Below are 24,587 nucleotides of genomic sequence, written 5' to 3'. Positions count from 1 at the left end.
CATCCTCACCCCCCACGTTTCACACGAAGGAACCGCAAAGACATGTCTGTTCGCGACAAGCTCTACATCGGCGGAGCCTGGCTCGCCCCCAGCAACCCCGACATGCTGCTCGACATCCGCTCCCCGCACGACCAGTCCGTGCTGGGCAGCGCCGCCCAGGCCGCGCCCGCCGACGTCGACGCGGCCGTCGCCGCCGCCCGCAAGGCCTTCGACCACGGCCCCTGGCCGCACACCACCCCCGAGGAGCGCCAGGCGATCGTCCGCCGTTACGACGAGCTGCGCGCCGCCCGCGCCGACGAGGTCGCTCTCGCCATCTCCGTCGAGAACGGCTCGGCCCACTGGTTCACCAAGGTCGGCCAGCCCTTCCTGAGCCGCCAGGTCAAGGCGTACCTGAAGGCGGCCGAGGAGTTCGGCTGGGAGGAGATCGTCGAGCCCTCCGACGACTCCGTCGCCTTCGACACCATCGTGCGCCGCGAGGCGATCGGCGTCGTCGCCGCCGTCATCCCGTGGAACTCCCCGTTCTCCGCCGCCACCGCGAAGTTGGTCCCGGCCCTGCTGGCCGGCAACACCGTGGTGCTGAAGGTCTCCCCGGAGAACTCCCTCAGCATGGCGCTGCTCGCCGACCTGTGGCATGAGGCCGGTCTGCCCGAGGGCGTCCTGTCCGTCCTGCCCGCCGACCGTGAGACCAGCGAGTACCTCGTCTCCCACCCCGGCATCGACAAGATCTCCTTCACCGGCTCCACCGGCGCCGGCCGCCGCATCGGTTCCATCGCCGGTGACCACCTCAAGCGGGTCGGCCTGGAGCTGGGCGGCAAGTCCGCCGCCGTCATCCTCGAGGACGCCGACCTGGAGGCCGCGATGGGCGGCCTGCGCTTCGGCTCGCTCGGCAACAACGGCGAGGCCTGCATCCTGCAGACCCGCATCCTCGCCCCGCGCAGCCGGTACGAGGAGGTCGTCGAGGCCGTCAAGACGATGGTCGAGTCCCTCAAGGTCGGCGACCCGGCCGCCGCGGACACCTTCATCGGCCCGATGATCCGCCGCGACCAGCAGCAGCGCGTCATCGACTACATCAACATCGGCATCGAGGAAGGCGCCCGCCTGGTCACCGGCGGCCCGCAGATCCCCGAGGGCCTGGAGAAGGGCAACTACGTCACCCCCACCGTCTTCGCCGAGGTCGACAACTCCATGCGCATCGCGCAGGAGGAGATCTTCGGCCCGGTCCTGGTCGTCATCGCCTACGAGGACGAGGACGACGCCGTCCGTATCGCCAACGACTCGGAGTACGGCCTGTCCGGCGGTGTCTGGAGCGCCGACCCGGACCACGCCCTGGCCGTTGCCCGCCGCCTGCGCACCGGCACCGTCACCATCAACGGCTCGTCCATGAGCTTCGACGGTCCCTTCGGCGGCTTCAAGGCCAGCGGTCTGGGCCGTGAGTACGGCAAGGTCGGCCTGACCGGCTACGTCGAGCACAAGACCATCACCCGCAACCGGTGACACCGGCGCCGTCCATGTCGAGCGGCGGCGTCTGTCGGGAGGGGCTCGGGTGTGCCCCTCCCCACCCCTCCAAGGCGTCCCGCGCGTGCCGCACCGTGCGCGGGAGGCCACTCTCCCCCGAAGGAGACGACCATGTCCGACCGAGGGAGGTTCCTCTGCCGCAGGGTCCTCGGTGAGCTGCGGTTCCACGCCCTGGGCATGTCAGGGGACGAGCCGCTCCCGGCACGCGGAACCGAGCCGCCGGCCGGCGGTCCCGGCGGCGGCCCCGCCCGGCGGTCCCGGCCGCGGCCCCGCCCGGCCGGCCGGCCGTACCGTCACCACCCCGTCCGCCCCAGGTTTCGCCGGCCTCACCCGTACAGCTGACGCCTGGTCGCATGACCGCTGCTGAGACCCTCTTGCCCCGCCACCGTACCGCCCTGTCCACCGGGCGGTCCTGACTGAGGATTCCACCCCATGCAGTCCGTACCCCCCGGCCGTCCACGGCTGCGCCGCGTTCGCCTTCCCGGCACCGTGTCCCTGCCGGCGCTCCCGCGCACCGACGACCCGCGCACCGACGACCCGCACTCCGGGCACCGCGCCGGCGACAAGCCCGCGCGCGGCACGGCGGGTGGGACGGACGTACGCCACGCATGCCGGGCGGGGCCGTCGACCACCGACCCGTTCCCCGACGGACCTCAGCCGTTCTCCGAGGCTCCTTCGATCGGGTGAGGCCCTCGGTGCAGGCGGCGTGTGGCGGATGCGCTCCGTCGGACATCCGTGCGAGGGGAGGGGGGAGGGATGTGGCGCGCCAAGAGCCGAGCCGTCGCTGCGTGTCTGCACTGCGGGTACGGCGCTTGCGGCACCCGGAGGGCCGGGAGTCACCGAGGTCCGGAGCGACGGTTGCGCGCGGCTTCGGTGCGGTAACGATCGCGAGTGCGGGCGGTACCGGACGCCGGGGCACCCGCTTCCGAACGGCTCACCGGAGAACCCGATCGAGGAGAGGTACAGGATGAGTGCCGACGAGGAGTACGAGACCGCGCTCGCGACCGCCGGGGAACTTCTGGGGCAGCGGCTCGAGTTGCCGCTGGCACCGGGTGAGCCCGCGGCGGGGGCCGACTTCCGCAAGGTGGCGACGGTGCACGCCTTCGCCGACTCCTGGACGCGCACCGCGCTGTCCACGCATGACCGGTCGCTGGTGTCGGTCGCGATCGCCGCGACGCTGGGCGCGGAGGAGCCGCTGCGCGGCCAGTTGCGCATCGCGCTCAACAACGGGGTGACCAAGGAAGAGGTCGTCGACCTGTTCATCCATCTGGCCGTCTACGCGGGAGTCGCCCGCGCCTTCGAGATGTACCAGGTGGCCGTCGCGGTGTTCGCGGAGCACCCCTCCGGCTCCTGAGTCCGCGCCGCCCACCGGATCCTCCGGTCCCGGGCAGGCGGCATCGTCACTCCGGCCGCCCCTGTCCCGGGGCGGCCGTACGGCGTTCAGGGGGTCCTTGGCACCGGCGAGCAGACCGGCGGCCGAGATTCCACGATGCCCCGCGCGCAGGCGGCGGCGGAGGTGGACGCGGACGTGCTGCTGCGGCGGTCGGGGACCGCCGCAGCAGCATGGGGCCGACGGGGGCGGCGGTGCCGCCCGGCCGTCAGTGCAGTTGGCCGTCGGGGGAGACCGACGGCGTCGTCGCCGGTTCGGCGGTGCCGGTCGCCGAGGGCGAGGCGGCCCAGGCGGCCTCGGCCGCCGCCGCCCACGCGGGGTCGGCCCAGGAGGCGTCGGCGCGTTCGTCCGGTTCGAGGACGTCCTCGCCGTACAGGTCCTGCAGCCAGTTGCTCTGGTAGATCGTGTCGAGGTAGCGCTCGCCGAGGTCCGGCGCGATCGCCACCGACGTGAGGCCGGGCGCGCCGTTCTTCTCGAGCCAGCTGGTCGCCCCGCTGACCACGGTGCCCGTCGAGCCCCCGAACAGGAAGCCGCGGCGGGCCAGCCGGTGGCAGGCGCGGATGGTGTCCGCCTCCTCGACCAGCACGACCTCGTCCACGAAGGACTCGTCGAGCAGCGGCGGATGGACGCTCATGCCCAGCCCGGGGATCATCCGGCGGCCGGGTGCCCCGCCGAAGGTCACGGAGCCGACGCTGTCCACCGCGACGACCTTGACCGGCCGGGACCACTCCCGGAACCAGCGGGCGCAGCCCATCAGGGTCCCGGTGGTGCCGGCCCCGACGAACACGACGTCGACCTCGGGGAACTGGCGCGCGATCTCCGGAGCGGTCGTCCGGTAGTGCGCCCTCCAGTTGCCCGGGTTGGTGTACTGGCTGAGCCAGACGTACCGGTCGTCCGAGGCGCACAGCGCGCGGACGAAGTCCAGCCGCGCGCCGAGGTAGCCGCCGTGGGCGTCCGGCCCGGAGATGATGTGCACCTGGCTGCCCAGGGCCTTCATCAGGAGCCTGGTCGACAGGTTGCACCGTGCGTCGGTGACGCACAGGAACCGGTAGCCCTTGCTGGCGGCGATCATGCTCAGTGCCACACCCAGATTGCCGGACGAGGACTCGACCAGGATCGAGTCCGGAGTCAGGATCCCCTCCCGCTCGGCAGTCTCCACCATCTCGGTCGCGGCTTTGAGCTTGATCGAACCGGCGAAGTTGAAGCCCTCGCACTTGAGGAAGAGTGATTGCCCGAAGATCGACTCGAGGTCGACGAAGAGCTGTTCCTCGTTGAAGGCCTGGGGAACGGATATGACTGTCACGATGGCCTCCTCATCTGCAGCGCCTGTCCCGTCCAGACGGGGGAGCAGCGCGTCAGCGGCCGCTGTGTCCTGCACTGATGAGCTTGCGTGGCTGGACCGTTGGTCTTTCCCGGAGGTACTCCCGCATGCGGCTCCTTGTGGTCGGTCGCCGTGGCGCCCGCGCCGGTGTCGGGGGCCCTGGCCCTGACCCGGGGGCCCGATGTCGTGGGGGCGGGGTCGCGGCTGTTCATCCGAACCGGCGCAGTTCGTGGAAGAAGTCGTCGACGACCTGCAGCTCGCCGGAGCGCGCCACCTCGTCGTAGACGTACTTGCCGACAGCGAGGTCGAGGACCCCGAGGCCGAAGGGCGAGAACACCACGGGGCGGTCCTCGCGGAGCGCCACCCGTCCGGCGATCACGTCGTCCAACGTGCCGGTCAGGAAGTCCCGGTTGCCCGTGAGCTGCTCCGCCAAATGCGGCGAGGTGTCCGCCTTCAGGCAGTGCTCGACGTCGTCGACCACGTTGGTCGAGCCGAGCACGATCTCCGGCGTGAGGTCGCGCAGCGACATGTGCAGCACGAGCGGCTTGTGCCCGAACCAGGTCATGTCCCGTACGTGGGGCTCGCCCGCGACGGTCGCGAAGACCACCAGGTCGCTCGCGCGGATGACCTGCTCGGGGTCCTCGTACAGGGTGACCCGCCCCGGGGCGTCCGTCTGCTCGAGGTAGCCGCAGAAGCCCTTGGCGCTCTCGGCCGACAGGTCGTGCACGCCGACCTCGTCGAAGTGCCACCCGTTCCCCACCAGGTAGGTGTGGATGTAGCGGGCGATCAGGCCCGTCCCGAAGAAGCCCACGCGCCGGGGCCGGCGGTCGGGACGGCTCAGCCGGTCGGCGGCCAGGGCCGCCATCGCCGCCGTCCTGGTGGCGCTGATGATGGAGCTCTCCAGGCAGGCGATGGGGTAACCGGTGTCGTGGTCGTTGAGGATCAGCACCGCCGAGGCCCGCGGGATCCCGGCCGCCACGTTCTCCGGGAAGCTGGAGATCCACTTCAGGCCGTCCACGCGCACGTCGCCGCCGATGGAGGCCGGCAGGGCGATGATCCGCGCCGACGGGCGGTCGGGGAACCGCAGGAAGTACGACGGCGGGTTCACCGAGTCGCCGGCGGAGTGCAGCCGGTAGGTGGACTCCACCAGCTCCGTGATCTGCTTCTCGCGCCCGTGCAGCGCGCGCTGGACCTGGACACCGGGCACCACCGCGAACGGCGGTACGGTGAGCGGCCCGGAGGGCGCGGAGCCCTGGGCGGCGGAGCGGTTGCTGGTCATGCGGTGGTCACCTCGACGGTCGGGGAGCAGTCGGCAAGGCGCACCGCGTCGGCCATGCCGACCAGCACCTCACGGGAGCCCTCGTAGGACTCGCGGCTGTGCGCGGTGCGGATGTTGTCGACGAGCATCAGGTCGCCCGTCTGCCACGGCTCGCGGGCGGTGTTGGCCTCGTAGACGGAGTTGAGCAGCTGGACGACGTCCGCGCCGATCGGGTCGCCGTTGCCGAAGCAGGTGTTGAACGGCAGGCCGTCGGATCCGTACATGTCCACGAGGTACTCGTGCACCTCGGGGTCCATCGTCCATTCGTTGAGGAACGCGATCTGGTTGAACCAGCAGCGCCGACCCGTGACCGGGTGGCGGACGACGGCGCTGCGCCGCTGGCGGGTGCGCAGGGCCCCGTCCGGCTGCCACTCGAAGGCGATGGCGTTGGCGCGGCAGTAGTCCTCGACGGCGGAGCGGTCGTCCGTGCCGAAGGCCTCGGCGACGGTCGCCCCGATCTCGTCGTTGTAGCTGCGGGTGAGCAGCCAGCCCTCCCGCTCGAAACGCTGGACCAGTTCGGGCGGCAGTGCCTCGAGCACGGTCGGCGCGTCGGCCACCGCGGTGGCCCCGCCCTTGTCCGGCGCGGTCAGGCAGGCGAACATCATCAGGCCCGGGAACTCGAGGCGGTAGCTCAGCTCGTGGTGCATGCACATCGGCTGGTTGGGCGGCCAGGTGGAGGAGGAGTACAGGCCCTCGGCGTAGGTCCGCCGGGACGCGAAGGCCTCCTTCTCGGCGGTCAGTCGGCCGGCCAGTCGCCGTACGACACCCGCCGCCTTGTCCGCGTCGGTCAGGCCGAGGCCGCGGATCAGGACCGAGCCGTGCTCGGCGACGACCGCGCGCAGAGCGTCGCGGTGCCCGTCGGCCCAGCCCGCCGGGTCCGCGACGGCCCCGGTTCGCAGAATCGGGGGTGAGCCGGGCCGCAGCTCGAGATCGAGCAGGGACGGAGGGGAAGCTGAGGTCGACAACTGCGTCTCCTCTCGGTTGCCGTTCATGGGGAGGCCAGAAGTTCGGCGGCGCGCAGGACCGCCTGCGCCACCTCGTCCGGGCAGGTGCGGGGGAAGTGGTGACCGCCGCGGGGGAGCTCGTACAGCTCGACGTGCTCGGCCAGCAGCAGCCACTCGCGGTACCGGCGGGAGTGATCCGCCGTGTACGGGTCGTCGGCGGCGACGACCACGGTGACCGGCGCCGACAGCCGCACCGGCGGTGCGGAGTCCAGGGCGTCGGCGAAGTATCGGTTGGCCGCCACGCAGTCGTGGCGGTAGGCGGCGGCGACGTGCTCGGCACGCGCCCGGTCCAGCTCGGCGAGCTGGCCGTAGCCGCCGTCTGCGCTCAGTTCGGCGGCGATCTCGGCGGCCCCGCGGGCGGCCAGTTCCTCGGCCGCTGCGCGCCGCGCGGCGGCGTCGCCGAGCAGTTGCGCGCCGAGGAACACACGCTGGACCGCCACGCCCCGCTCCCGCAGCCGCCGGGCGGTCTCCACCGCGAGGGCGGTGCCCGAGGAGTGGCCCCACAGCAGGATCCGGGAGAGCCCACGGTCGACGATCTCCTCGACCACCGCGTCGACCACCCGCTCCATCGGGACGAACGCCTCGTCGCGGGCGGCAGGGTCGTGGCCGGGCAGCTCGACGGCGTGGACCGCGCAACCCGATGGCCGCAGCGCCGCGGCCAGCGGCCGGAAGTTCACCGCGTGGCCACCGGCGTACGGGAAGCACACCAGGGTGGCGTGCGGTTCGCCGTCCGGCTCCGACAGGGTCTGCAGCAGTCCGAGCCGGCGCGCCGTGCGGCCGTCGACCACGTCGGCGAGGTCGGCGAGGACCGGGTGGGCCGTGACGTCCTTGAGGGAGATCGCGCGGTCCAGCAGGATCGCGAGCCGTACCGCCGACAGGGAGGTGCCGCCGCGGTCGAAGAAGTGGTCCAGGCGCCCGATCCGCTCCTGCGGGATGCCGAGCACCGTCGACCACGCCTTCGCCAGGCGCCGCTCGGCGGGGGTGGAGGAAGTCTGCCGGCCATCCGGCTCCGCGGCGCTCTCCTCGGGTCCCTGCTCCGCGGCGAGCGCCGTCAGCGTCTTTCGGTCGATCTTGCTGTTGGCGGTCAGCGGCAGGCTTTCCCTCCAGTGGAAGGCCGCGGGCACCATGTAGGCCGGCAGGGACTCCGAGAGGTGCTCGCGCAGCGTTTCCACCGCCACGGGCTGCGGGCCCGAGTAGAAGGCGACCAGCTGGTCGCCGTCGGCGCTGACGACGACCGCGCCGTCGTGCACGCCCGGCGCCCGCACCAGGGCGTTCTCGATCTCGCCGATCTCGATGCGGAAGCCGCGGATCTTGACCTGGTGGTCCTTGCGGCCGAGGAACTCCAGCGTGCCGTCCGGGTGCCAGCGGCCGTAGTCGCCGCCGCGGTACAGCCGTTCCCCGGCGTGGTGGGGGTCGGTCAGATACACCTGCCGGGTGCGCTCGGGGTCGTTGACGTAGCCGCGGCCCACGCAGACCCCGGAGAAGACGACCAGGCCGGGCGCGCCCAGCGGCACGGGGGACAGGTGCTCGTCGACGATGTACACGCGGACGTTGTTGACGGGCGGTCCCAGCGGAACCCAGTCGGTGTCCGGGACCCGTTCCATCACCGCGTGGTTGGTGTCGTCGCTGGTCTCGGTCAGCCCGTAGGCGTTGACCAGCTTCACACCCGGCCGGGCGGCGAACCAGCGCTTGACGAGGTCCATCTTCAGGGCCTCGCCGGTCACCGACACGCAGCGCAGGTCCGGCAGTTCGCGCGGCTGGCGCTCCAGGGCGGACAGGACGACGTCCAGGTAGGAGGGGACGAGCTGCACGACGTTCGCCCGTTCCTCGGCGATCCTGTCGAGGAAGCGGTCGGCGTCGAGGATCGTCTCCTGCTCCACCAGCAGGGTGCGCCCGCCCACGAGCAGCGCCGAGACCAGCTGCCACAGCGAGATGTCGAAGCACTGCGGGGCGGTCTGCGCGACCACCTGCCCCTCGCCGATGCCGAGGTCGTCGATCTTGGCGTAGAGGTGGTTGAGGAAGCCCGCGTGCTCGCACATCGCGCCCTTGGGCTCCCCGGTCGAGCCGGAGGTGAAGTAGATGTACGCCAGCTGGTCGCGCGCGACGGGCACGCGGGGGTCCTCGCCGGGGTGGTCCTCGGCATAGGCGTCATCGACCGGCAGGCGGTGTACGTCGGGCAGCGCGGACAGGGCCTCGTCCAGCGTCGCGGTGCTGCCGTGCTCGGTCAGCACCAGCCGGCACTCGGCGCGGGCCAAGGTGGTCCTGATCCGCCCGGCCGGGAAGTGCGGCTCGATCGGCAGGTAGGCGCCGCCGGCCTTGAAGACCGCCAGCACGGCTGCCAGCCAGTCCAGGTTCCGCTCGGTCACCACCGCGACCACGTCCTCGCGCCGCAGACCGCGCGCCAGGAGTGCGTGGGCCAGGCGGTTGGCGCGGGCGTTGAGCTCGCCGTACGTCCACCGGCGGTCCCCGTGGACGGCCGCGACCGCCTCCGGGTGGGCCCTGGCCCGCTCCTCGAAGAGCTCGTGCATCCGCCGGTCCGGCAGCTTGCGGCGCGGTCCGGCCATCTTGTGCAGTTGCAGCCTGTTCTCCTCCGCGGACAGCAGGCTCCCGCGGGTGTGCTCGGCGTCCAGGTCGGCGGCGATCCGGGCGAGTGCGGCCAGGTGGTAGCCGGCGACACGGGCCGCGGCGTCCTCGTCCATGACGTCGGTGGCGTAGCGCAGCCGCAGCGAGAGGCGGCCGTCGCGGTCCGAGACGCCGACCCACAGCACGGTGCCGGGGGCGAGTTCGACGCCGCCGCCGGACAGGTCGAAGACCGTCTCGAAGAGCGGCTCGGCCAGGTCGAGCTCCTTGCGGAGCGCGTCGACCGGGAAGTCCTGGAAGGCCAGTACCTGCTTCTCCGCATCGCGCGCGCCCTGCAGCAGGGAGCGCCACGAGCCGGGGCCCGCCGACAGCCGGCACGGCAGCACGGCTCCGCCCGCCGCGACGTAACCGGTCACGACGTCGGTCTCGCCGCAGAGCACGGCCAGCACCTTGGCGTGCGCGGCCAGCAGGACCGAGCCCAGCGGGACGGCGACCTCGTCCGCCACCCGGCGCACGGACGCCGTGAGGCCGTCGGGGACCGCCACCACGTGCTCGGCGGCGCCGGTGACCGCCGCGGAGGTCCAGCGAGGGATCGCGGTGAAACCGCCCCCGAGGAGCACTCCGCGCCAGAAGTCCCGTCCGGCCTGCGCTGCCATGTCCATCGACCTGCCTCCACTCGCGGTTTCCATGGGTCTACACACCGCTGATCAGTGCGGTGGCGCGATCGCCGCCGCTGTTCGGGTGCTTGGGGTTCTCCGGCATCTCCCGTGCGGGATTGCCGCCCCACCGGGCGTTCGCGGGCAGTTCCTCGCCCTTCATCACAAAGGAGTCCGGGGCGATCACGGCGCCGTCGCCGACGGTCACGCCGTAGTGGACGAGGGCGCCGACGCCGAGGGTGCAGCCGGCACCCAACGTGCTGTGGTCGGACTTGAAGGCGCCGTCCTCCTGGGAGTGGCTCTGGATGACGGTGCCCGCGTTGAGCGTGCAGTCGTCGCCGATGGCGGCCAGCGAGCGCTCCGGGAGGAACAGGCCGTCGTCGAAGACCCGGCGCCCGATCCGCACGCCGAGCAGACGCCAGACGACGTTCTTGTACGGGGTGCCGTTGAAGAGGTTCAGGTACTCCGTCGCGGCCGTCACCTTCCAGTAGCGCTCGTGCCGCCAGAAGTCCGGGTCGTAGATCGAGCAGTACAGCGGCCGCAGACCCTGGAACCTGGTCACGACGCGCTCGCCGAGCACGATGTAGGCGACAGTGACCACCAGGACCACGACGTTGGCGAGGGCCACCGCGGCGGCACCGTAGGCGGGGTAGAAGTCGGCCGCGCAGGACGCCGTGAGCAGCACCAGGAACAGCAGCAGCCACTGGAGCAGCAGGTGCAGCAGCGCGGTGCCGGTGTTGTGCCTGTTCTTGGCCGACAGCAGCCGGCGGAACGCCTCGCCGTCCTGCTTCAGGTGGTCGAACCTGCTGTCGCGGTCCACTGTGCGGGGAATCTCGAAGCTGGGCGAGCCCAGCAGTCCGACGTTCTCCCGGATCGGACCCTCGACGGGGACCATGACCTTCGTGGCGAGCAGGCAGTTTTCGCCGGTCCTGCCCTGCGGCGGGTAGGCGACGTGGTTGCCCAGGAAGTTGTGCGGGCCGATCGCCGTCCGGGTGACGCGGAAGGAGGTGCTCGAGTAGTCGGCATTCATGAGGGACAGCCCGTCGGCGACCATGGTGCCGGTGCCGACCTTGCTCAGGAACGGGTTCTCGTGCTTCACCTCGGTGCCGAAGTTCGAGCCGGTCTGCTCCACCGGCGACAGGTCGTACCCGATGGCGCGCAGGTAGTGCACGACGGCGGAACTGTCGCCGAACAGGACGCGGAAGAACTTCCGGTTGGTGAGGAAGCCGACGGTGCGGTGGACCCCGTAGCGGAAACCGTAGAGCGGGTGGACCATGTCGGGCTTCACGAGCGGGTGCAGCAGCCGCGGCACGGTGACCGCGGTCAGCAGGCTCAGCAGCACAGCCCCGCAGAAGAGGACGAAGGAGGCGGCTGCGGCGTCGACGTAGAAGTTCCAGCTCGTCATGGCCACGGGGCCCGGCTCCAGCAGGGAGGACAGCCGCGGGACCACCGCGAGCAGGATCGCCACACCGCCGACCGCGAGCGGTATCCAGAGGCCCAGCAGGAGCAGCAACTGGGTCAGGCAGTAGGTGACCCGGCGGCTCCTGCCGCACTCCACCGGCGCCACCACGCGGTAGTCCGCGGCGCCCGGCTGGGCCGGGGAGCCGTGCCACCGCTCGCCGGCCGGGACCGACTGGCCGGTGTGGAGCGAGGAGGAGTGGCCGAGCTGGGCGCCGTCGCCCATGCAGGTGCCGATGTCGAGCACGGTGACCTCGCCGATCAGCACGTCCTTGCCGATGGTGACCGGGCCGGTCTGGATCGCGGACGAATGGCCCCGGTAGCAGGAGAAGTACGAGTCCTTGCGGATCACGGTGCCGTCGCCGATGGTCAGCAGGTCGGTGCAGACCGGGACGTGCTTGGAGAAGACGGCCACGCCGCGGCCTATTCGCGCGCCGAGCGCCCGCAGGTACAGCACGTACAGCGGGGAACCGACGAACAGGACCATGGGGTTCGACCGGATGAGGGTCCGCACGCACCAGAACCGGAAGTACGCCAGGCTCCAGATGCGGATCTCCTGGGGCTTCCACCGTCCGACCAGGAGCCACTTGCCCACGACGGGCAGGAGGCAGACGCCCGCGAAGGCCGCACTGCCGAACGCCACGGAGCGCAGGTAGCTGTCGTACGCGCCGCTGCCGGCGGCGATCCACTCCGCGCCGCTCGTCAGCACGAGCGCCGCAAGATAGGAGTAGCCCAGGAAGAACAGGGCCTGCAGCACGCCGCAGACGAGATAGCGCGGAGTGCCCCGGGCCGCCGCTGCCTCGATGGCCTCCGGGACCGCCACGCCTGCGACCGCCGACGCGGCCACGGCGGCCTGGCCGGCGGCCGGCGGGGATTCCGCCAGGGCCGTTGCGAGGCTTCTGATCGTCGGATACCGGTAGATGTCCTTCATCGACACCGACGGCAGATCCTGGTGCTTCCTCACTCGGGCGCAGAAATGCGCCATCACCAGGGAGTCGGCACCCATTTCCGTGAAGAAGTGGCTGTCGACCGACACCCGGTCCTTGTGCATGATGCAGGCCAGGATGTCGGCGAGGATCTTTTCCGTGCCGTCGGCCGGGGCGGTGTGAGGACGCCCTGTGGTTGAAGATTCATCGGGATCCGAAGCGGGGTCGGACGCCAGGACCTCTGAAGATTTTTCCACGATGTGAGCTCCTTGAGGAAAAGTCGACCACGGGCGGCTGGTAAGGCCGGTACCCGGTGTCCCTCGCGCTCCGGCTGGGCCGGAGCGAGTAATCCGGAAGCCATGCGGTCGTGAGCTCTTCTTCTCGCCATACAACCATATGTCGCTCCTCGTAGTCTCCGCCGTCCTCGTTCGGAGTGCCACTCGAAGATGATCGAAGTGGCACTTCGTGGCCGTGGACTGCGCAAATGCTCGAGAAGGCCGGGCGAATCGACGGGTACCGTTCCGGAAAGCCGAAAAAACCATCGATTCGCAGGGTTGCGAGAAAGGCGCCGGGATGCGATAGGCGCTACCGAGCGTGTTCGGCCCGGTCAAGTGAGTTAAAAGAAAACGTATATTCGCTGAAGCACCGTCATATGACCGGGGAGGCCCGTCCGCAGACCGCGCAGGCCTTGGCGGACCCGGCGGTCAGGGGCAGCGGTAGGTGAAGTCGTCGTGACGGTGCGGTGACCCGGGGCGGCGATGCGCGGTTCCGCCCGCGCCCGGCGTGTGCCCTGCCCGCGGAGGGTCCACAGCGGGTGCGGCCGGGCCTCTCGGCGGCCGCGGGGGACCTCCTCGAGCAGCATGGCGCAGGACGCGCCGTCGTTGCGTGGTCAACGGTAACTGATCGTGCCCGGGCGGTCGTTGGGCGTGACCACCGCGACCAGGTCGACTGTGGTGTCGCAAGGGGGCGCCGTCGGGGACGCCGTCACCGTCACGTCCCGCACCCCCGAGTAGGCGCTGCCATACGAGGAGGCCGAGTACCGACGCCGGCAGCGGCGCCATCGGCGCATAGCGCCCGGTCCGGGAGGGTGTAGGCCCGACCGCGGGCTCCGGCTCCGCCTCCTGCGGTGCGGACGGCAGGGCCCAGTGCTCGGCGAGGACGGTGGCGTTGTACCCGGGGTCCTGCGCGGCCCGCGCCGGTTCGGAGTCCCGCGGAGCGGCTTCGTCAGGCGGCGTGTCCGCGGGGCGATGCGAGGCGCGTTGGCGGGGCAGAGGCGGAAGGTGCCCTCCGTCGCTCAGGGGGAGGTCGGGTGAGCCGTTCATGCGACCACGCGCTGACGGGTGAGGATGCCGGAACGACGGTCTCCGGCCGCCGCCGGGTCGGCGGTCGCGAGCGCCCCGTGCCAACAGCCGCCGCCCCGCGGGAAGATGTGCTCGACCATGAAGGGCTGCGAGGTCGATCCGCTGTGCGTGAAGGTCTGCCTGCCGTCCGTGGTGCCACGCTCGCGCCCTCGGCGTCGCTCGAGTACCAGGTCGCCGTGACGGTCACGCCGTGTGTCACCGGTACGCAGCGCGATAGTGGCCGCCGCGGCCGAATGCACCCGTCTGGGCGAAGGAGGTCACGGAGACCTCGCTCACGCGCACCGGGGTGTCGCCGACGCGGGGGCGACTCGGCCGACGAGGGGGCGGCGCCGGCGTCGCGGGGGCGGCGACCGTCGCCGGCGGTCATGGTCGGCGTCGGCGATGTGGTCGCACCGGGCGTGCCCGGCGTGATGCCCGCGGTGGCCCCGGCGGAGGACCGGGACGCGCTCTGCGGCTGCGGGGGCGACGGACTCACGGAGGCGAGGGACCACTTCCCAGCGGAGCCGTCGGCCCCGGCGCGGCAGCGCTGCCGTGCGGGATCGCTGTCGTCGTTTCCCCTGTCCAGTTGGGGTAGTCCGCCGTGGGAGCTCCCCCGAAGCCACTGCGGCGAGGGTCAGCAGTCCGGGTGGGCGCCCTGTCTGGAAAGGCGCCCCGCGCCGCCCCGGACCGCCGTCGCGGCGAGGCCGGCCGTACCAGGCCGCCCGTCCTGCCGAGGCGCGGCGACGCTGGTGACCGCGGTCATCGCGCCCGCGCACATGAGGTCGATGGAGAAACCGGGGAGGGAGCAGCGGCACCAGCGCCGCCGGCGCTGAGCTCGCGCCGACCCGCTCCTCCCGTCGCTTCCGCAGACCACTCCCGCGATCACCTCCAGTCCCGCGACGAGGGCCTCGGCGTCCGCCCAGGCGCCGCGCACCAGGGTCTTCGCCATCCCGCGCAGGTGTGCGGAACGTCGCCGACGCCGCGTACGCGTCCGCGGCCGGTGGGGCGCCCGTATTACTGCTCGGGGGCCGTGTGCGGCGGTCCCAGCCACCGCTTCGACGGTTCCGCTCCGCACGGCGACGCCGAAGTGACCGGCTTCGACGTTCTGCAAGCGCGACCAGGACGTTCTCCGGTTCGTAGTCGCGGTGCACCACCGGTGCGGTGAGCGGCGGCGAGACCGAGCGACGGCCCCTGCGGCACCGCGAGTGCCGCCTCGGGTCAGTGGCTCCTTCCTGGCGGAGCACTGCCCGCAGGGCTACGCCGTCCACCAGCTCCATGACGATGGCGTCGCCCCGCGAACCCTCCACGTACTCGTACGGACTGACGACATACGGTGTTGTGAGACCTCCCAGCAGCTGTGCCTCGGCACGGAACTCCCGTGGGAACTCCCGGTCGGTCGCTGAAGGTACTGCCGCGACGGGAGTTGACGTGGCGTCATGCAACGCGTGCACCAGCACCCGCCGCTGCCCGAGCCCTGTTCCCGGCCTCGGTGTACCCGGGGGCTCTCCAGCCGTTCATTCACTTGTCCACTGCGTGTGGCGCGGTGCCGGCGACCGCGTCGACTTCTCCTCAAGAGACACGATTCCTCCCTGGCCCGTGCCGGGGGAACCCCCCACCCGGCTGAACACCCCCCGCCGACCGTCCGTACTCCGGGGGCGTCCGCCTCGAGGTCCTGCCGTCGCTCCGTGTGCCCGGCCTCGTCGTCGCAGGTCGGCCGCCGAGCTTCGGCGGCCTCGGGCGGTGTCCCGCGGTGTGCGCATGCGGATGACCGCACGCGGGGACGGCCGGCCGCCGGCCAGGCCCGCCGCGGCCCCTGCGGCCGCCCGATCATTGCGCGGGGGGCGGTCCACCCGCGGACGGCCGTCCCGCGGCCGTCGGGAGCGTGCTGCCAGGGCGCGTGCGCTTCCGGTCCCCTGGAGCGTGCCGTCCCGCTCGGCGGCTCGGCGGCATCGTCCTCGTTTCGCCGTCCCCGCCGCCGCGCTCGCCTGGTGCCCGGAGTCGCCGGAAGGCCGTGCATCCCCCGCGCGGTGTACTCGTCGGATTCCCAAGCCCGCCGGCCGGGCTTGGGCCCCGGCTCGTGCGGAGCCGTCGGTGACAGCCGTTCCGACCTTCCGCTGTTCGCGTCCGTCGGGTTGAGCGCGGCGTTCAACGCCTCCGCGGGAGCGCGCGCACTGGGACGCATGGTCTTCGCCGCCCGCTGACAGCCCGGCGGACGGCCTCCGGCGGTCGGAGTCGGCGGAGCGCGCATGGTGCTCCGCGGACCGCGGCGCATCCGGAGAAGACTCTCCGCTCGGTAGGGTGGCCTCATGGCAGCGACCGAGAGCCGCCGATCCGCCGAACGGGGACTGCGTGCGGATGCCCTGCGCAACCGGCAGCGGATCGTGGCGGCCGCGCGCGCCATCTTCGAGGAGCGGGGCCTGGACGCGCCGTTGGACGAGGTCGCCGAGCGCGCCGGCGTCGGCGCGGGAACGCTCTACCGGCGCTTCGCCTCGCGCGAGGAGCTGGTCGAGGCCGCCTTCGCGGAGGAGCTGGCGCAGGTGGAGGCCATCGCCGAGGAGGCGCTGCTCTGCGAGGACCCGTGGACCGGCTTCAGCACTTTCGTCGAGCGGCTGTGCGCGGCCATGGCGGCCGACCGCGGCCTCAGCGACCTGCTCGTCCTCAGGCTCCCGACGTCGACGATGGGCGCTGCCTTCTGCGACCGCCAGAACCGCGCCCTGGCCCGGCTCGTGCGCCGGGGGCAGGAAGCGGGAGCGCTGCGCGTAGACGTCGTCCCGGAGGACGTCCTGCTGTTCCTCATGGCCAATGCGGGCGTGATCGAGGTGACCCGGGGCGCCGCCCCGCACGCGTGGCGGCGCCTGGTGGCGTTCCTGCTGGAGGCCTGCAGGCCGGTGCACACAGGTGCCCTGCCGGCCCCGCCGACGCCACTGCAGACGCAGCGCGCCCTGCTGGGGAACGCCGAGGCCAAGGGACTGCGAGCGCCCGGCCGCGCGGGCCCCGCCGCCGACTGACCGGACAGCCCCTGCGGCGGGACTGTGAGGTGCCGCTGTGAGGTGCGTCACCGGGGAAATAAGCGGAGATTCAGGTCCGTTTTGCTCTCCGGAAGACGATGGCGACGCGCCGCAGGGGCGACGCGGACCCGGCTGATCAGGAGGCCGCCGTGAACCCACCCCCATCCCCGGGAGATGGCTGGACGGCGCTGGGGCAGGACGCGGCGCATACGCTCGATCGGGTCCATGCCGTGGTGCCATGGCCGCTGATGGCGGTGACCCTGCTCTGGCTGGCTCACCGGCACCCCGCGGTCTACGTCCGCGTCGCGGTGGCCCTGCTGCTGTCCAGTGCGGCCGGGCTCGCCCTGTGCGCGTCGATGGGACGAGTGCCGTTGCGCGGAACGTCCCCCGCCCGTGACTACCTGGCGGACTACTTCGGGCTGCCCGGCGCGGGTGCGGGCTGGTACCTGCTGATCGCGCTGGCGGCGATCGCCACCGTCCCGGCCGTGTGGGCGCGGATCGCCGTCGCGGCGGTCGCGCTCTCCTCGGTGGGTGTGGCGGTGGCGACCGCGGACGACCCGGTGGCCGGCACCCTCCTGGCCGCGGGTCTGCCGGTGCTCGCCTGGTTCACCGCACGCCTCGTGCCCTCCCGGCGGGGGACGGCGCGGCGCGCGGCCGACGCGGCGCCGCTGCGGCAGGCGGGCTGACGGCCATGCACCTGGACGGACTGGACGGACTGATCGAGGCGGCCGGCTGGTGGACGTACATCGTCGTGTTCGCCGTGACGGCGGGGGAGACCAGTGCGTTCGTCGGCCTGCTGCTCCCCGGTGAGACCGTGATCCTCCTGGCCTCGGCCATCGCCGGCCGCGGCGACCTGCAGCCGCTGCTCCTCGCCGCCGCCGTCGTCACCGGCGGCATGGTCGGCGACAGCCTCGGCTACGCGCTGGGCCGGACCTGCGAGCGCCACCCGGGCACCTGGCTGCACCGGATACGGCCCGACAGCGGGATCGGACGCGCGCAGCACTTCCTGGTGCGCCACGGCGGGGTGGCGGTGTTCACCGGGCGTTTCGTTGGTTTCGTCCGTACGTTCCTGCCGTTCGTCGCGGGGGCGTCCGGGATGCCGTACCGCCGCTTCTTCCTCTACAGCAGTGCCGCGTCGCTCGTCTGGGGCGTCGGCAATGTGCTGCTCGGCTACTTCGCCGGTGCGGCGGCCTCCGAACTGCTCCACCGTGCCGGTGTCGTCGCGATCCCCGTGCTGGTGGTGGCGGGCGGGGCCGTCCTGCTCGGCATGCGCCTGCTCGGCCGCCGCCGCGGGACCGCGCGGGCAGCCTCGCGGATCGTGGCGTCGGGCGGGGCCGGGCGGACGCCGGAGCAGGATCCGGCCGCCCACACCTCCGTACGGGGGTCCTGAGCCCTCGGGACAGCGCACCCGCCCCCCGGGCCCGGCCGGCGCCGCAGGGTGATGCGGCTCCTATGACCCGGTTCCGCCGGGTCGCGCCTGTGGGGACTGCGCGGCCTGACCGTTCCGGCATGGCCGGCCGGTCGGTGTGGGCGTCGTAGGCGTAGTCCGTGGCCTGGAGCGCGAACCGCTCGCCGAGCGACACGCAGTCCTCGCCTTCATGGCGCCATCCGCGCGCGGGCATCGGCGCCCGCACCCGGTTCCGGGTACGGCGTTTCCCCACACTGGTGCGTATGTCGTCTCCGGAGGCCGCGACCCGGTCGAGATCGGCCGCGAGCGGGACCAGGACGTGCACGCCGAGTCCAACCCGTGGATGCGGCACGAGTGGCCGCCCCGGCGCGGCCGGTTCAGGCGGCGCCCACGAGTCCGTCGCGGCCGAAGAGCGGAGCGTAGTCGCACGGCAACTGGTGCAGGATCCGGGTGATCAGTTCCGGACCGGCCAGCCCGGCGACCACGGCGAGCACGGTGCAGCAGTCCCACCGCGCCGTGGTGGTCGTGCCGCCGGTTCGGGCGGCAAGGTCCTCGACGAAGGCGCCGCAGGTGATGGGACGGAGCTCGGGGATCTCGGCGGTGAACACGAGTGCCGCCTCGACGGGCAGGCAGGCGGCCAGCGCGACGCGTTCGTCGCCGATGAGCCTTCGGCCCAGGGCGCCGAGCACCGCCCGTACGGCTTCCTCGGCCCGTTCCCGGGTGGGATGGACGCCGTCGTACCGCACCCGCTCCACCATGTGCTCGAACGTCATGGACGCCGTGGGCCGAGCCGGTTGAGGCTGGAAGGACATCGCTGAACCTCCGCGGTGCGTGCGTGCCGACCGGTGCGTCCGGCCGTTGCTGCCGCGCCTACCCCGAAAGCCGCGGTGTATGGCCGCCGATTTCACCGCCGCGTCTGCCCGATCCTGATGGTGTTTGTCGCTTGGGTGGTGGATTGGCCTGTTCGGGGGGTGTGGGGTGATGCTGGGATATGTGAGTACGGGTGTTCCTGCGGATTCCGCTGCTCCTGCCGTTCTGCCCGCGTGGTCGCCGATGCTGGCGGTGGCGGGGCCGTTGCCGGGGCCGGAGGTGGAGGCGGAGTACGGGTTCGAGCCGTTGTTCAACGGGGCTCGGGTGCTGGTGTATCTGCCGGGTGACGGGCAGGTGCGGTTGGTGTCGGCGGTGGGGCAGGACGTGACGGCGGGGTATCCGGAGTTGCGGGGGTTGCCGGGGGTGTTGCCGCCGGGGCTGGTGGGGGTGCTGGACGGGGAGATCGTGGCGTTGGGGAAGCATGGCGGGGTGTCGGTGGAGCGGTTGCAGCGGCGGATGAGTCTGCGGCATCCGGTGGCGGTGGCGGAGGCGTCCGAGGCGATGCCGGTGCAGTTGGCGGTGTACGACATCCTGCACTTGGGGGAGCCGGTGCTGCATTCGCCGTTCACGGCGCGGCGGGCGTTGCTGGATGATCTGGGGGTGGCGGGGCCGCATGTGGTGGTGCCGCCGTACTGGCCGGCGATGGCGAGCGAGGCGTTGCACTACATCCGGCAGGAGGGGTACGACGGTGTGGTGGCCAAGCGGTTGACCAGTACGTATCTGCCGGGGCGGCGCAGCCGCGACTGGATCAAGGTCAAGAACCTCCACCCCGACGGCTCCTGACCCGAGAGCCCCGCACGCGACGGCTCGCCACCGCGACATCACCGACTGCCGCGTCGCGCCCCGGCGTACGCGTCCCTGTGACGCCTCGCCCCCGTGACGCCTTGACCGCGTCCCACCCCGGTGTTTTCGCCCCCTACGACGGCCGACCGGTGGCCCGAGGCCCGGCGCGGGTCGTCGCCGGGCCCGGGGCGGTGCGACGTCACCGCCTGCGGGTGACCGTCTTGTGCTCGACGTAGCCGGTCAGGCCGACTGCCGTACTCGCGGGCCGGCGGGCGACCGCCATCGCGCGCTCGGGGTCCGCGCTCCACACGCCTCCACAGGCCGTACTCGGAGTCGTTGGCGATCCGCACGGCGTCGTCCTCGTCGTCGTAGGCGATCACGACCAGCACCGGACCGAAGATCTCCTCCTGGGCGATGCGCATGCCGTTGTCGACGTCCGCGAACACGGTCGGGGTGACGTAGTTGCCCTTCTCCAGTCCATCCGGCCCGCTGACCAGGCGGGCGCCCTCCTCGATGCCGGGCCGTGGGGTCCGTTGAGCGACGGCACGCCCCTGGCCCTGCGATCCCCTGGTGATCACCCGGTATGCGCCATGGGGTTCCTCCTGCCAGGCGACGGGAAACCCCCATGACCCCGGGGAGGGAGGCGAGACCACAGTGGAAACTTGTTCGATAAGTGCAACATTGCCGCGGCATTGCCAGTCCCTAGTGCACCTTCTGCTGGGGTGATATATGTCTAACTGCCCAGTGGTGCTACGATGCCGCCATTATGAGAGCCGATGCCGCACGCAACCTCGCCGTGGTCCTGCGCACCGGGGCCCGGCTGCTGGCCGAGGACCCGAGCACCTCGATGTCGGCCATCGCCGGCGCGGCGGGGGTGGATCGCACGACCGTCCACCGCCGCTTCGCCACGCGCGAGGCCCTGCTCAGCGCCGTCTTCCACGCGAAACTCGACTCCGCCGAGCGGGTCCTGGACGAGGCTCGGCTCACCGAGGCGCCCGTGCCCGTCGCCCTGCACCGCTATGTGGAGGGGATCGTCCCCGTCAGCCGTGAGTGGCCCGTCGACACGCGCCGCATGATGCGGCAGGACCCCGACGCCGACCGCCGGCGAGCGGAGCAGAGTGCGCGACTGGACGCCTTCCTGCGGCGCGCCGCGGAGGAGGGTCATCTGCGCCCGGGCGTCCCCGAGGAGTGGGCGAGGGCGGTTCTCGACCAGTTGGTGGACGCCGTCGCCCACCGCTTCCCCGAGGTGGCGCCCCCGCGGGCGGCGGATCTCGTGGTGGACACGTTCCTCAACGGCTTCGGCCGGTCCTGATCCGGATCGCGTACGAAGCGCGGGGGGTCACGGTCCGAGCGCGACGGCCGTGCGGGTGAGTTCGGCGGTGCCGGAGATGCCGAGCTTGGCGCGGATGCGGCGCAGGCCGGCGTCGACGGTGTGCTTGGACAGTCCCAGGTGCCGGGCGGTCCGGCGGCAGGTGCGGCCGGCGGCGGGTCTCACGCTCGCGGGGGCGAGGTCGGGGAGTCCTGCCGCGGTGGTGGCGGCAGTGGCGTCGGGGCCCGTGGCGGCGCCGGTCCGGGGCGTGGTGGCCGCGGCGCTCATGGGGGTGTCCTTGGTGACGCCGATGCCGCGACCCGGGCCCGCCGGCCGGTCAGCCGAGAGGCGGGACCGCCTCGACGTCGAACGGCTCGGCGAGCGGGGCTCCCGCGCCGCGGTCCGGCAGCTGCTGCGCCGTCCAGATGCACTTGCCGTTCGGGGTGTAGCGGGTGCCCCACCGCTGGGACAGGGAGGCGACGAGCTGCAGTCCCCGTCCGCCCTCGTCGGTCTCGGACGCGTGGCGGATGCGTGGCATTGTCAGGCTGTCGTCGTAGACCTCGCAGACCAGGTCCATGTCCCGCAGCAGCCGCAGCGTCATGGGGCCCTTCCCGTGGCGCACGACATTGCCCACCAGCTCACTGGCGAGCAGTTCCGTGGTCGGTGTCAGCTCCTCCAGGTGCCACGCGGACAGCTGCTCCCGTACGTGCCGGCGGGCCGTTCCCGCCGCCCGCGGGTCCTCGGGAAGCCGCCAGCTGGCGATCCGCTCGGGAGCGAGCGCGTGGACGCGGGCGACGAGCAGGGCGATGTCGTCGCTGGTCGTCCCCCCGGCGGGGAGCAGCCCGCGGATGAGGGAGTCGCAGAGCGTGCCCAGGTCGGCGGTTTCCTCGCCGATCAGCAGTCGCGCCAGGTCGTCGAGCCCCTTGTCGATCTCCCGCTCGGAGGACTCGACCAGCCCGTCCGTGAACAGCACGAACAGGCTCTCCTCGGGGACGTGCAGCTCGACGCTCTCGAACGGCTGCTCCGCCGCCCCCAGCGGCGGGTTCGGCACGGCCCTCGGGAAGGACACCGATCCGTCGGGACGGACGACCGCGGGCGGCGGGTGCCCGGCGCGGGTGACCGAGCACATTCCGGTGGTCGAGTCGTAGAGGACGTACAGGCACGTGGCGTAGAAGTCCGGGCCGAGCCCGCCGACGATGTCGTTGAGGTGCCCCATGATCTCGTCGGGAGGCAGTTCCAGGCCGGCCAGGGTGTGGACGGCCGTGCGCAGCCGTCCCATGGTGACCGCCTCGGACAGGCCGTGCCCCATCACGTCGCCGATGACGAAGGCCACCCGGCCGGCGGACAGCGGGATCACGTCGTACCAGTCGCCCCCGACGTCCGCGCCCTCCTCCGTCGGCAGGTAGCGGGCGGCGAGCGTGGCCGACGGCAGCCGGGGCAGCTCCTGGGGGAGCATGGCGCTCTGCAGTTCCCGGGAGCGGCTGTGCTCGGCGTCGTAGAGCCGGGCGCGCTCCAGCGCGTGCGCCACCAGCGCGCTGATGGCGCTCAGCAGGGTGCGCTCCTCGTCCGTGAGGCGCCGTGCCTCGTCGAAGGCGAGCACGCACACGCCGAAGGTGAGCCCGGAGGCGGTCAGCGGGAGGAAGGCCCAGGACTCCTTCCCCGACTGCTGCAGGCGGCCGGCCACGGTCGGGTAGCGCGTCGCGTACTCCTCGGCCGAGGAAATGAAGACCGGCCCGTGCGAGATGGCGTCCCACAGCGGGTCCCCGGCAATCGGGTGGCCGCCCTGGAGGTCGTCCAGGATGACCTGCGGATAGCCGACGGAGCCCACGTTGTGCGTCCTGCCGCCCTCGAGGGCCTGCACCAGCAGGCCTGTGGCGCCGAACGGGGGAAGGACGCCCTGGGCGACGGCGTCCACCACGTCGCGCGAGGTCGAGGCCTTGGCGAGGGCCGCGGTCAGCTCGGCGATCCGCGCCGCCCGTTCGCCCGCGGCGCGCTCGGCGGCGGCACGCTCGGCCTCGTGCCGGCGCCGCTCGGTGACGTCGGTGAAATAGAGCGTCACTCCGTCCGACAGCGGGACCAGCCGTATCTGGTAGCGGGAGCCCGTGTCCGGTATCGCGACGTCGAAACTCGTGGGAGCCGGCTCGGCCGCGGCCTTCCGGCAGCGGGACTCCAGGCCGGGGATCTTCCGCAGCGACGGGAGCGTCCAGAGCACCCGGCCGTACAGCTCCTCCTCTGAGGAGCCGAGCAGCTGTTCGGCTTTCAGGTTGACGAAGGTGATGCGCCATTCCACGTCCGCGGAGAGGAAACCGTCGCTCATGTACCGCAGGGCGCGGCTCAGCGCGTCGCGCGCGGACCGGGACTCGTTGCTCTCCCACGCCGTGCCGATCATCCGGTAGGGCTCGCCCTGCTCGTCCACGACCACCGTGGCGCGGGTCTCGGTCCACCCGTAGCTGCCGTCCGGGCGGCGTACCCGGTACTCGGCCTCGAACGTGCCGCGGGTTCGGATCGCCTTCTCGGCGGCCGACAGGGTCCACCGCAGGTCGTCGGGGTGGACGACCTTCAGCCAGGTCTCGAGCCGGGGCGTGAAATCCGCGGGGTCGGTGCCGTAGACGGCCATGGCCGCGTCGTCCCAGGCGAGCTCGCCGGTGCGGATGTTCCAGTCCCACGTGCCCACCTCGACGGCCTTCAGCGCCTGCCGCAGCCGGCTTCCGCTGGGCTCCTCGTGCGCCGGTCTTCTCGGCGGAGGTGCCTGGGCGACCCGTTCCTGCGCCCAGGCGGTCACCGCCTCGAGGAACAGCCACTGCTCCTCGGTGGGCTTCCCGGCCCGGCCGGTGACGACGGTCAGCGACCCGACCGGGCTCACGCCGTCCGTCAGGGCCATGGCCGCCAGACCCGTGCCGGGCCACGGCGTGCCCGCACCGGGCCCGACGGTCCCGGCCGACCCGTAGGCCGCCCACACCCGGCCGCGGCTGCGCGCGGCGCGAGCGGGAACAGCGGGGCTCTCGTAGTCGATGATCTCCCACGGGCGCGCGTACCCCGGTGGCAGTCCGACGGTGGACACCAGGCGCAGCGCGGACATCGGCCCGCGCAGGTGGACCGTGCCGCCCAGTCCGTCCAGCGCGGCGACGGCGTGCTGCAGCGCGAGCCGGAGAACCTCGCCCTCGGCGATGCCCTGCTCGACCTCGGCGAGCAGGGCCAATCGGTCGTCCACTATGCAAATGTACATTCCGGGCGGGACGGGGAGATGGTCACCCATGCCCCGGGGCCCGCCCGGACCGGCGTGTCTGGCCCGGCAGACGGCCGCGGCCGTCCTCGTGCCGCACGTGCAGGAGGAAGAGGGCTTTCAGCACGTCGTCCGACATGCCGGCCAGGACGGCCTCCGGTGTGGTGGCCATCTCGTGCGCGAGATCGCGCACCAGGCGTGCCACGCCGTCGACGCCGCACTCCTCGGCGCGGTGGGCGGGGCCGGGCTGGAGGGCGCCGTGGCCGAAGGGGTCGTGGTAGGGGCTCGTCTTGTCGCTCATGCGCATCTTCCGAACGGGGCGGGGATCGCCGCGGCGGGGGCCGTGCGAGGTGTGATGGACAGGGCCAAGAGTGCGCCAAGGCGGCCGCGTCGACCACGGAACGCTGTTCCTATGCCCAGGACTACCAGGCTGGGGACCGGGGAGCCGTGTTTCCCCCCGAAACGGGGAAAAACCCCC

Annotated in this window: 18 protein-coding genes and 2 pseudogenes; 9 read left to right on the top strand and 11 right to left on the bottom strand. The window is 72.3% G+C overall.

Annotation, left to right across the window (positions count from 1 at the left end; genetic code table 11):
- Positions 1–42 precede the first annotated feature (42 nt).
- The 3 genes from ACRWND_RS13790 (at position 43) to ACRWND_RS13780 (ending at position 2,869) form a co-directional block, all read left to right on the top strand.
- The gene (locus tag ACRWND_RS13790; protein WP_431949028.1) at positions 43–1,494 is read left to right on the top strand and encodes an aldehyde dehydrogenase; all 1,452 of its coding nucleotides are present in this window, start codon (positions 43–45) and stop codon (positions 1,492–1,494) included.
- A 453-nt stretch (positions 1,495–1,947) separates the two neighbouring features.
- Positions 1,948–2,202, top strand: a complete 255-nt coding sequence (locus ACRWND_RS13785) for a hypothetical protein (RefSeq protein WP_431949027.1) — start codon at positions 1,948–1,950, stop codon at positions 2,200–2,202.
- A gap of 280 nt (positions 2,203–2,482) precedes the next feature.
- On the top strand, positions 2,483–2,869 hold the full coding sequence (locus ACRWND_RS13780) for a carboxymuconolactone decarboxylase family protein (RefSeq protein WP_319134278.1): 387 nt from the start codon (positions 2,483–2,485) through the stop codon (positions 2,867–2,869).
- 244 nt (positions 2,870–3,113) lie between these two features.
- Here ACRWND_RS13780 and sbnA read toward each other — a convergent pair whose 3' ends face one another.
- The 6 genes from sbnA to ACRWND_RS13750 all read right to left on the bottom strand — a co-directional run bounded on the left by sbnA (position 3,114) and on the right by ACRWND_RS13750 (position 14,457).
- Complete coding sequence (gene sbnA, locus ACRWND_RS13775) at positions 3,114–4,208, bottom strand: 2,3-diaminopropionate biosynthesis protein SbnA (protein WP_431949026.1); 1,095 nt, start codon at positions 4,206–4,208, stop codon at positions 3,114–3,116.
- A 226-nt stretch (positions 4,209–4,434) separates the two neighbouring features.
- Positions 4,435–5,505 carry a 2,3-diaminopropionate biosynthesis protein SbnB gene (gene sbnB / locus ACRWND_RS13770; protein ID WP_431949025.1) on the bottom strand — a complete coding sequence of 357 codons (1,071 nt, stop codon included), beginning with the start codon at positions 5,503–5,505 and terminating at the stop codon, positions 4,435–4,437.
- Positions 5,502–6,536, bottom strand: a complete 1,035-nt coding sequence (locus tag ACRWND_RS13765) for a TauD/TfdA family dioxygenase (RefSeq protein WP_431949024.1) — start codon at positions 6,534–6,536, stop codon at positions 5,502–5,504. The genes sbnB and ACRWND_RS13765 overlap by 4 nt, the downstream gene beginning before the upstream one ends.
- Complete coding sequence (locus tag ACRWND_RS13760) at positions 6,533–9,790, bottom strand: non-ribosomal peptide synthetase (RefSeq protein WP_431949023.1); 3,258 nt, start codon at positions 9,788–9,790, stop codon at positions 6,533–6,535. The genes ACRWND_RS13765 and ACRWND_RS13760 overlap by 4 nt, the downstream gene beginning before the upstream one ends.
- A gap of 31 nt (positions 9,791–9,821) precedes the next feature.
- Positions 9,822–12,428, bottom strand: coding sequence for a Pls/PosA family non-ribosomal peptide synthetase (locus ACRWND_RS13755; RefSeq protein ID WP_431949079.1), 2,607 nt, complete (start codon positions 12,426–12,428; stop codon positions 9,822–9,824).
- A gap of 1,714 nt (positions 12,429–14,142) precedes the next feature.
- Positions 14,143–14,457, bottom strand: a complete 315-nt coding sequence (locus tag ACRWND_RS13750; protein WP_431949022.1) for a hypothetical protein — start codon at positions 14,455–14,457, stop codon at positions 14,143–14,145.
- Positions 14,458–15,550: 1,093 nt separating this feature from the next.
- Between ACRWND_RS13750 and ACRWND_RS13745 the strand changes: the two are divergent.
- From ACRWND_RS13745 to ACRWND_RS13730, 4 genes and pseudogenes are all read left to right on the top strand, one after another.
- Positions 15,551–15,679: pseudogene (locus ACRWND_RS13745) on the top strand (HAD family hydrolase); the annotation flags it as partial.
- Positions 15,680–15,814: 135 nt separating this feature from the next.
- Positions 15,815–16,516 carry a TetR/AcrR family transcriptional regulator gene (locus tag ACRWND_RS13740; protein ID WP_431949021.1) on the top strand — a complete coding sequence of 234 codons (702 nt, stop codon included), beginning with the start codon at positions 15,815–15,817 and terminating at the stop codon, positions 16,514–16,516.
- A 149-nt stretch (positions 16,517–16,665) separates the two neighbouring features.
- Entirely contained in the window at positions 16,666–17,202 is a 537-nt protein-coding gene (locus ACRWND_RS13735; RefSeq protein ID WP_431949020.1) for a hypothetical protein, read from the top strand.
- 5 nt (positions 17,203–17,207) lie between these two features.
- Positions 17,208–17,906, top strand: coding sequence for a DedA family protein (locus ACRWND_RS13730; RefSeq protein WP_431949019.1), 699 nt, complete (start codon positions 17,208–17,210; stop codon positions 17,904–17,906).
- 395 nt (positions 17,907–18,301) lie between these two features.
- Here ACRWND_RS13730 and ACRWND_RS13725 read toward each other — a convergent pair whose 3' ends face one another.
- A complete protein-coding gene (locus ACRWND_RS13725) occupies positions 18,302–18,736 on the bottom strand; it encodes a DUF2267 domain-containing protein (protein WP_431949018.1) in 435 nt (144 codons plus the stop codon).
- Positions 18,737–18,977: 241 nt separating this feature from the next.
- Here ACRWND_RS13725 and ACRWND_RS13720 point away from each other — a divergent pair, with 241 nt between their 5' ends.
- Entirely contained in the window at positions 18,978–19,577 is a 600-nt protein-coding gene (locus ACRWND_RS13720) for a hypothetical protein (protein ID WP_431949017.1), read from the top strand.
- A gap of 153 nt (positions 19,578–19,730) precedes the next feature.
- Here the strand turns inward: ACRWND_RS13720 and ACRWND_RS13715 are convergent.
- A pseudogene (locus ACRWND_RS13715) lies at positions 19,731–20,095 on the bottom strand (aldehyde dehydrogenase family protein); the annotation flags it as partial.
- 248 nt (positions 20,096–20,343) lie between these two features.
- Here ACRWND_RS13715 and ACRWND_RS13710 point away from each other — a divergent pair.
- Positions 20,344–20,889, top strand: a complete 546-nt coding sequence (locus ACRWND_RS13710) for a TetR/AcrR family transcriptional regulator (RefSeq protein ID WP_431949016.1) — start codon at positions 20,344–20,346, stop codon at positions 20,887–20,889.
- Between the two features lie 27 nt (positions 20,890–20,916).
- On the opposite strand, the gene ACRWND_RS13705 is transcribed toward ACRWND_RS13710, so the two are convergent.
- Genes ACRWND_RS13705 through ACRWND_RS13695 form a run of 3 tightly spaced genes read right to left on the bottom strand, consistent with a single transcriptional unit; the run spans position 20,917 to position 24,410 of the window.
- Positions 20,917–21,174 carry a response regulator transcription factor gene (locus ACRWND_RS13705; RefSeq protein ID WP_431949015.1) on the bottom strand — a complete coding sequence of 86 codons (258 nt, stop codon included), beginning with the start codon at positions 21,172–21,174 and terminating at the stop codon, positions 20,917–20,919.
- A gap of 49 nt (positions 21,175–21,223) precedes the next feature.
- Positions 21,224–24,097, bottom strand: a complete 2,874-nt coding sequence (locus ACRWND_RS13700; RefSeq protein ID WP_431949014.1) for a SpoIIE family protein phosphatase — start codon at positions 24,095–24,097, stop codon at positions 21,224–21,226.
- Positions 24,098–24,134: 37 nt separating this feature from the next.
- The gene (locus ACRWND_RS13695; protein ID WP_431949013.1) at positions 24,135–24,410 is read right to left on the bottom strand and encodes a hypothetical protein; all 276 of its coding nucleotides are present in this window, start codon (positions 24,408–24,410) and stop codon (positions 24,135–24,137) included.
- Positions 24,411–24,587 lie beyond the last annotated feature (177 nt).

The organism is Actinacidiphila sp. bgisy167, assembly GCF_965342175.1.
Classification (GTDB): domain Bacteria; phylum Actinomycetota; class Actinomycetes; order Streptomycetales; family Streptomycetaceae; genus Actinacidiphila.
This window is presented reverse-complemented; position numbering and strand designations above follow the sequence as displayed.

Bases quoted from the DNA above. Each gene is read 5' to 3' on its own strand.
- ACRWND_RS13725 (WP_431949018.1), bottom strand. From the start codon at position 18,736: ATGTCCTTCCAGCCTCAACCGGCTCGGCCCACGGCGTCCATGACGTTC.
- ACRWND_RS13790 (WP_431949028.1), top strand. From the start codon at position 43: ATGTCTGTTCGCGACAAGCTCTACATCGGCGGAGCCTGGCTCGCCCCC.
- ACRWND_RS13780 (WP_319134278.1), top strand. From the start codon at position 2,483: ATGAGTGCCGACGAGGAGTACGAGACCGCGCTCGCGACCGCCGGGGAA.
- ACRWND_RS13740 (WP_431949021.1), top strand. From the start codon at position 15,815: ATGGCAGCGACCGAGAGCCGCCGATCCGCCGAACGGGGACTGCGTGCG.
- ACRWND_RS13710 (WP_431949016.1), top strand. From the start codon at position 20,344: ATGAGAGCCGATGCCGCACGCAACCTCGCCGTGGTCCTGCGCACCGGG.
- ACRWND_RS13750 (WP_431949022.1), bottom strand. From the start codon at position 14,457: ATGGCGAAGACCCTGGTGCGCGGCGCCTGGGCGGACGCCGAGGCCCTC.
- ACRWND_RS13695 (WP_431949013.1), bottom strand. From the start codon at position 24,410: ATGAGCGACAAGACGAGCCCCTACCACGACCCCTTCGGCCACGGCGCC.
- ACRWND_RS13765 (WP_431949024.1), bottom strand. From the start codon at position 6,536: ATGAACGGCAACCGAGAGGAGACGCAGTTGTCGACCTCAGCTTCCCCT.
- ACRWND_RS13785 (WP_431949027.1), top strand. From the start codon at position 1,948: ATGCAGTCCGTACCCCCCGGCCGTCCACGGCTGCGCCGCGTTCGCCTT.
- sbnB (WP_431949025.1), bottom strand. From the start codon at position 5,505: ATGACCAGCAACCGCTCCGCCGCCCAGGGCTCCGCGCCCTCCGGGCCG.
- ACRWND_RS13730 (WP_431949019.1), top strand. From the start codon at position 17,208: ATGCACCTGGACGGACTGGACGGACTGATCGAGGCGGCCGGCTGGTGG.
- ACRWND_RS13720 (WP_431949017.1), top strand. From the start codon at position 18,978: ATGCTGGCGGTGGCGGGGCCGTTGCCGGGGCCGGAGGTGGAGGCGGAG.
- ACRWND_RS13705 (WP_431949015.1), bottom strand. From the start codon at position 21,174: ATGAGCGCCGCGGCCACCACGCCCCGGACCGGCGCCGCCACGGGCCCC.
- ACRWND_RS13760 (WP_431949023.1), bottom strand. From the start codon at position 9,790: ATGGACATGGCAGCGCAGGCCGGACGGGACTTCTGGCGCGGAGTGCTC.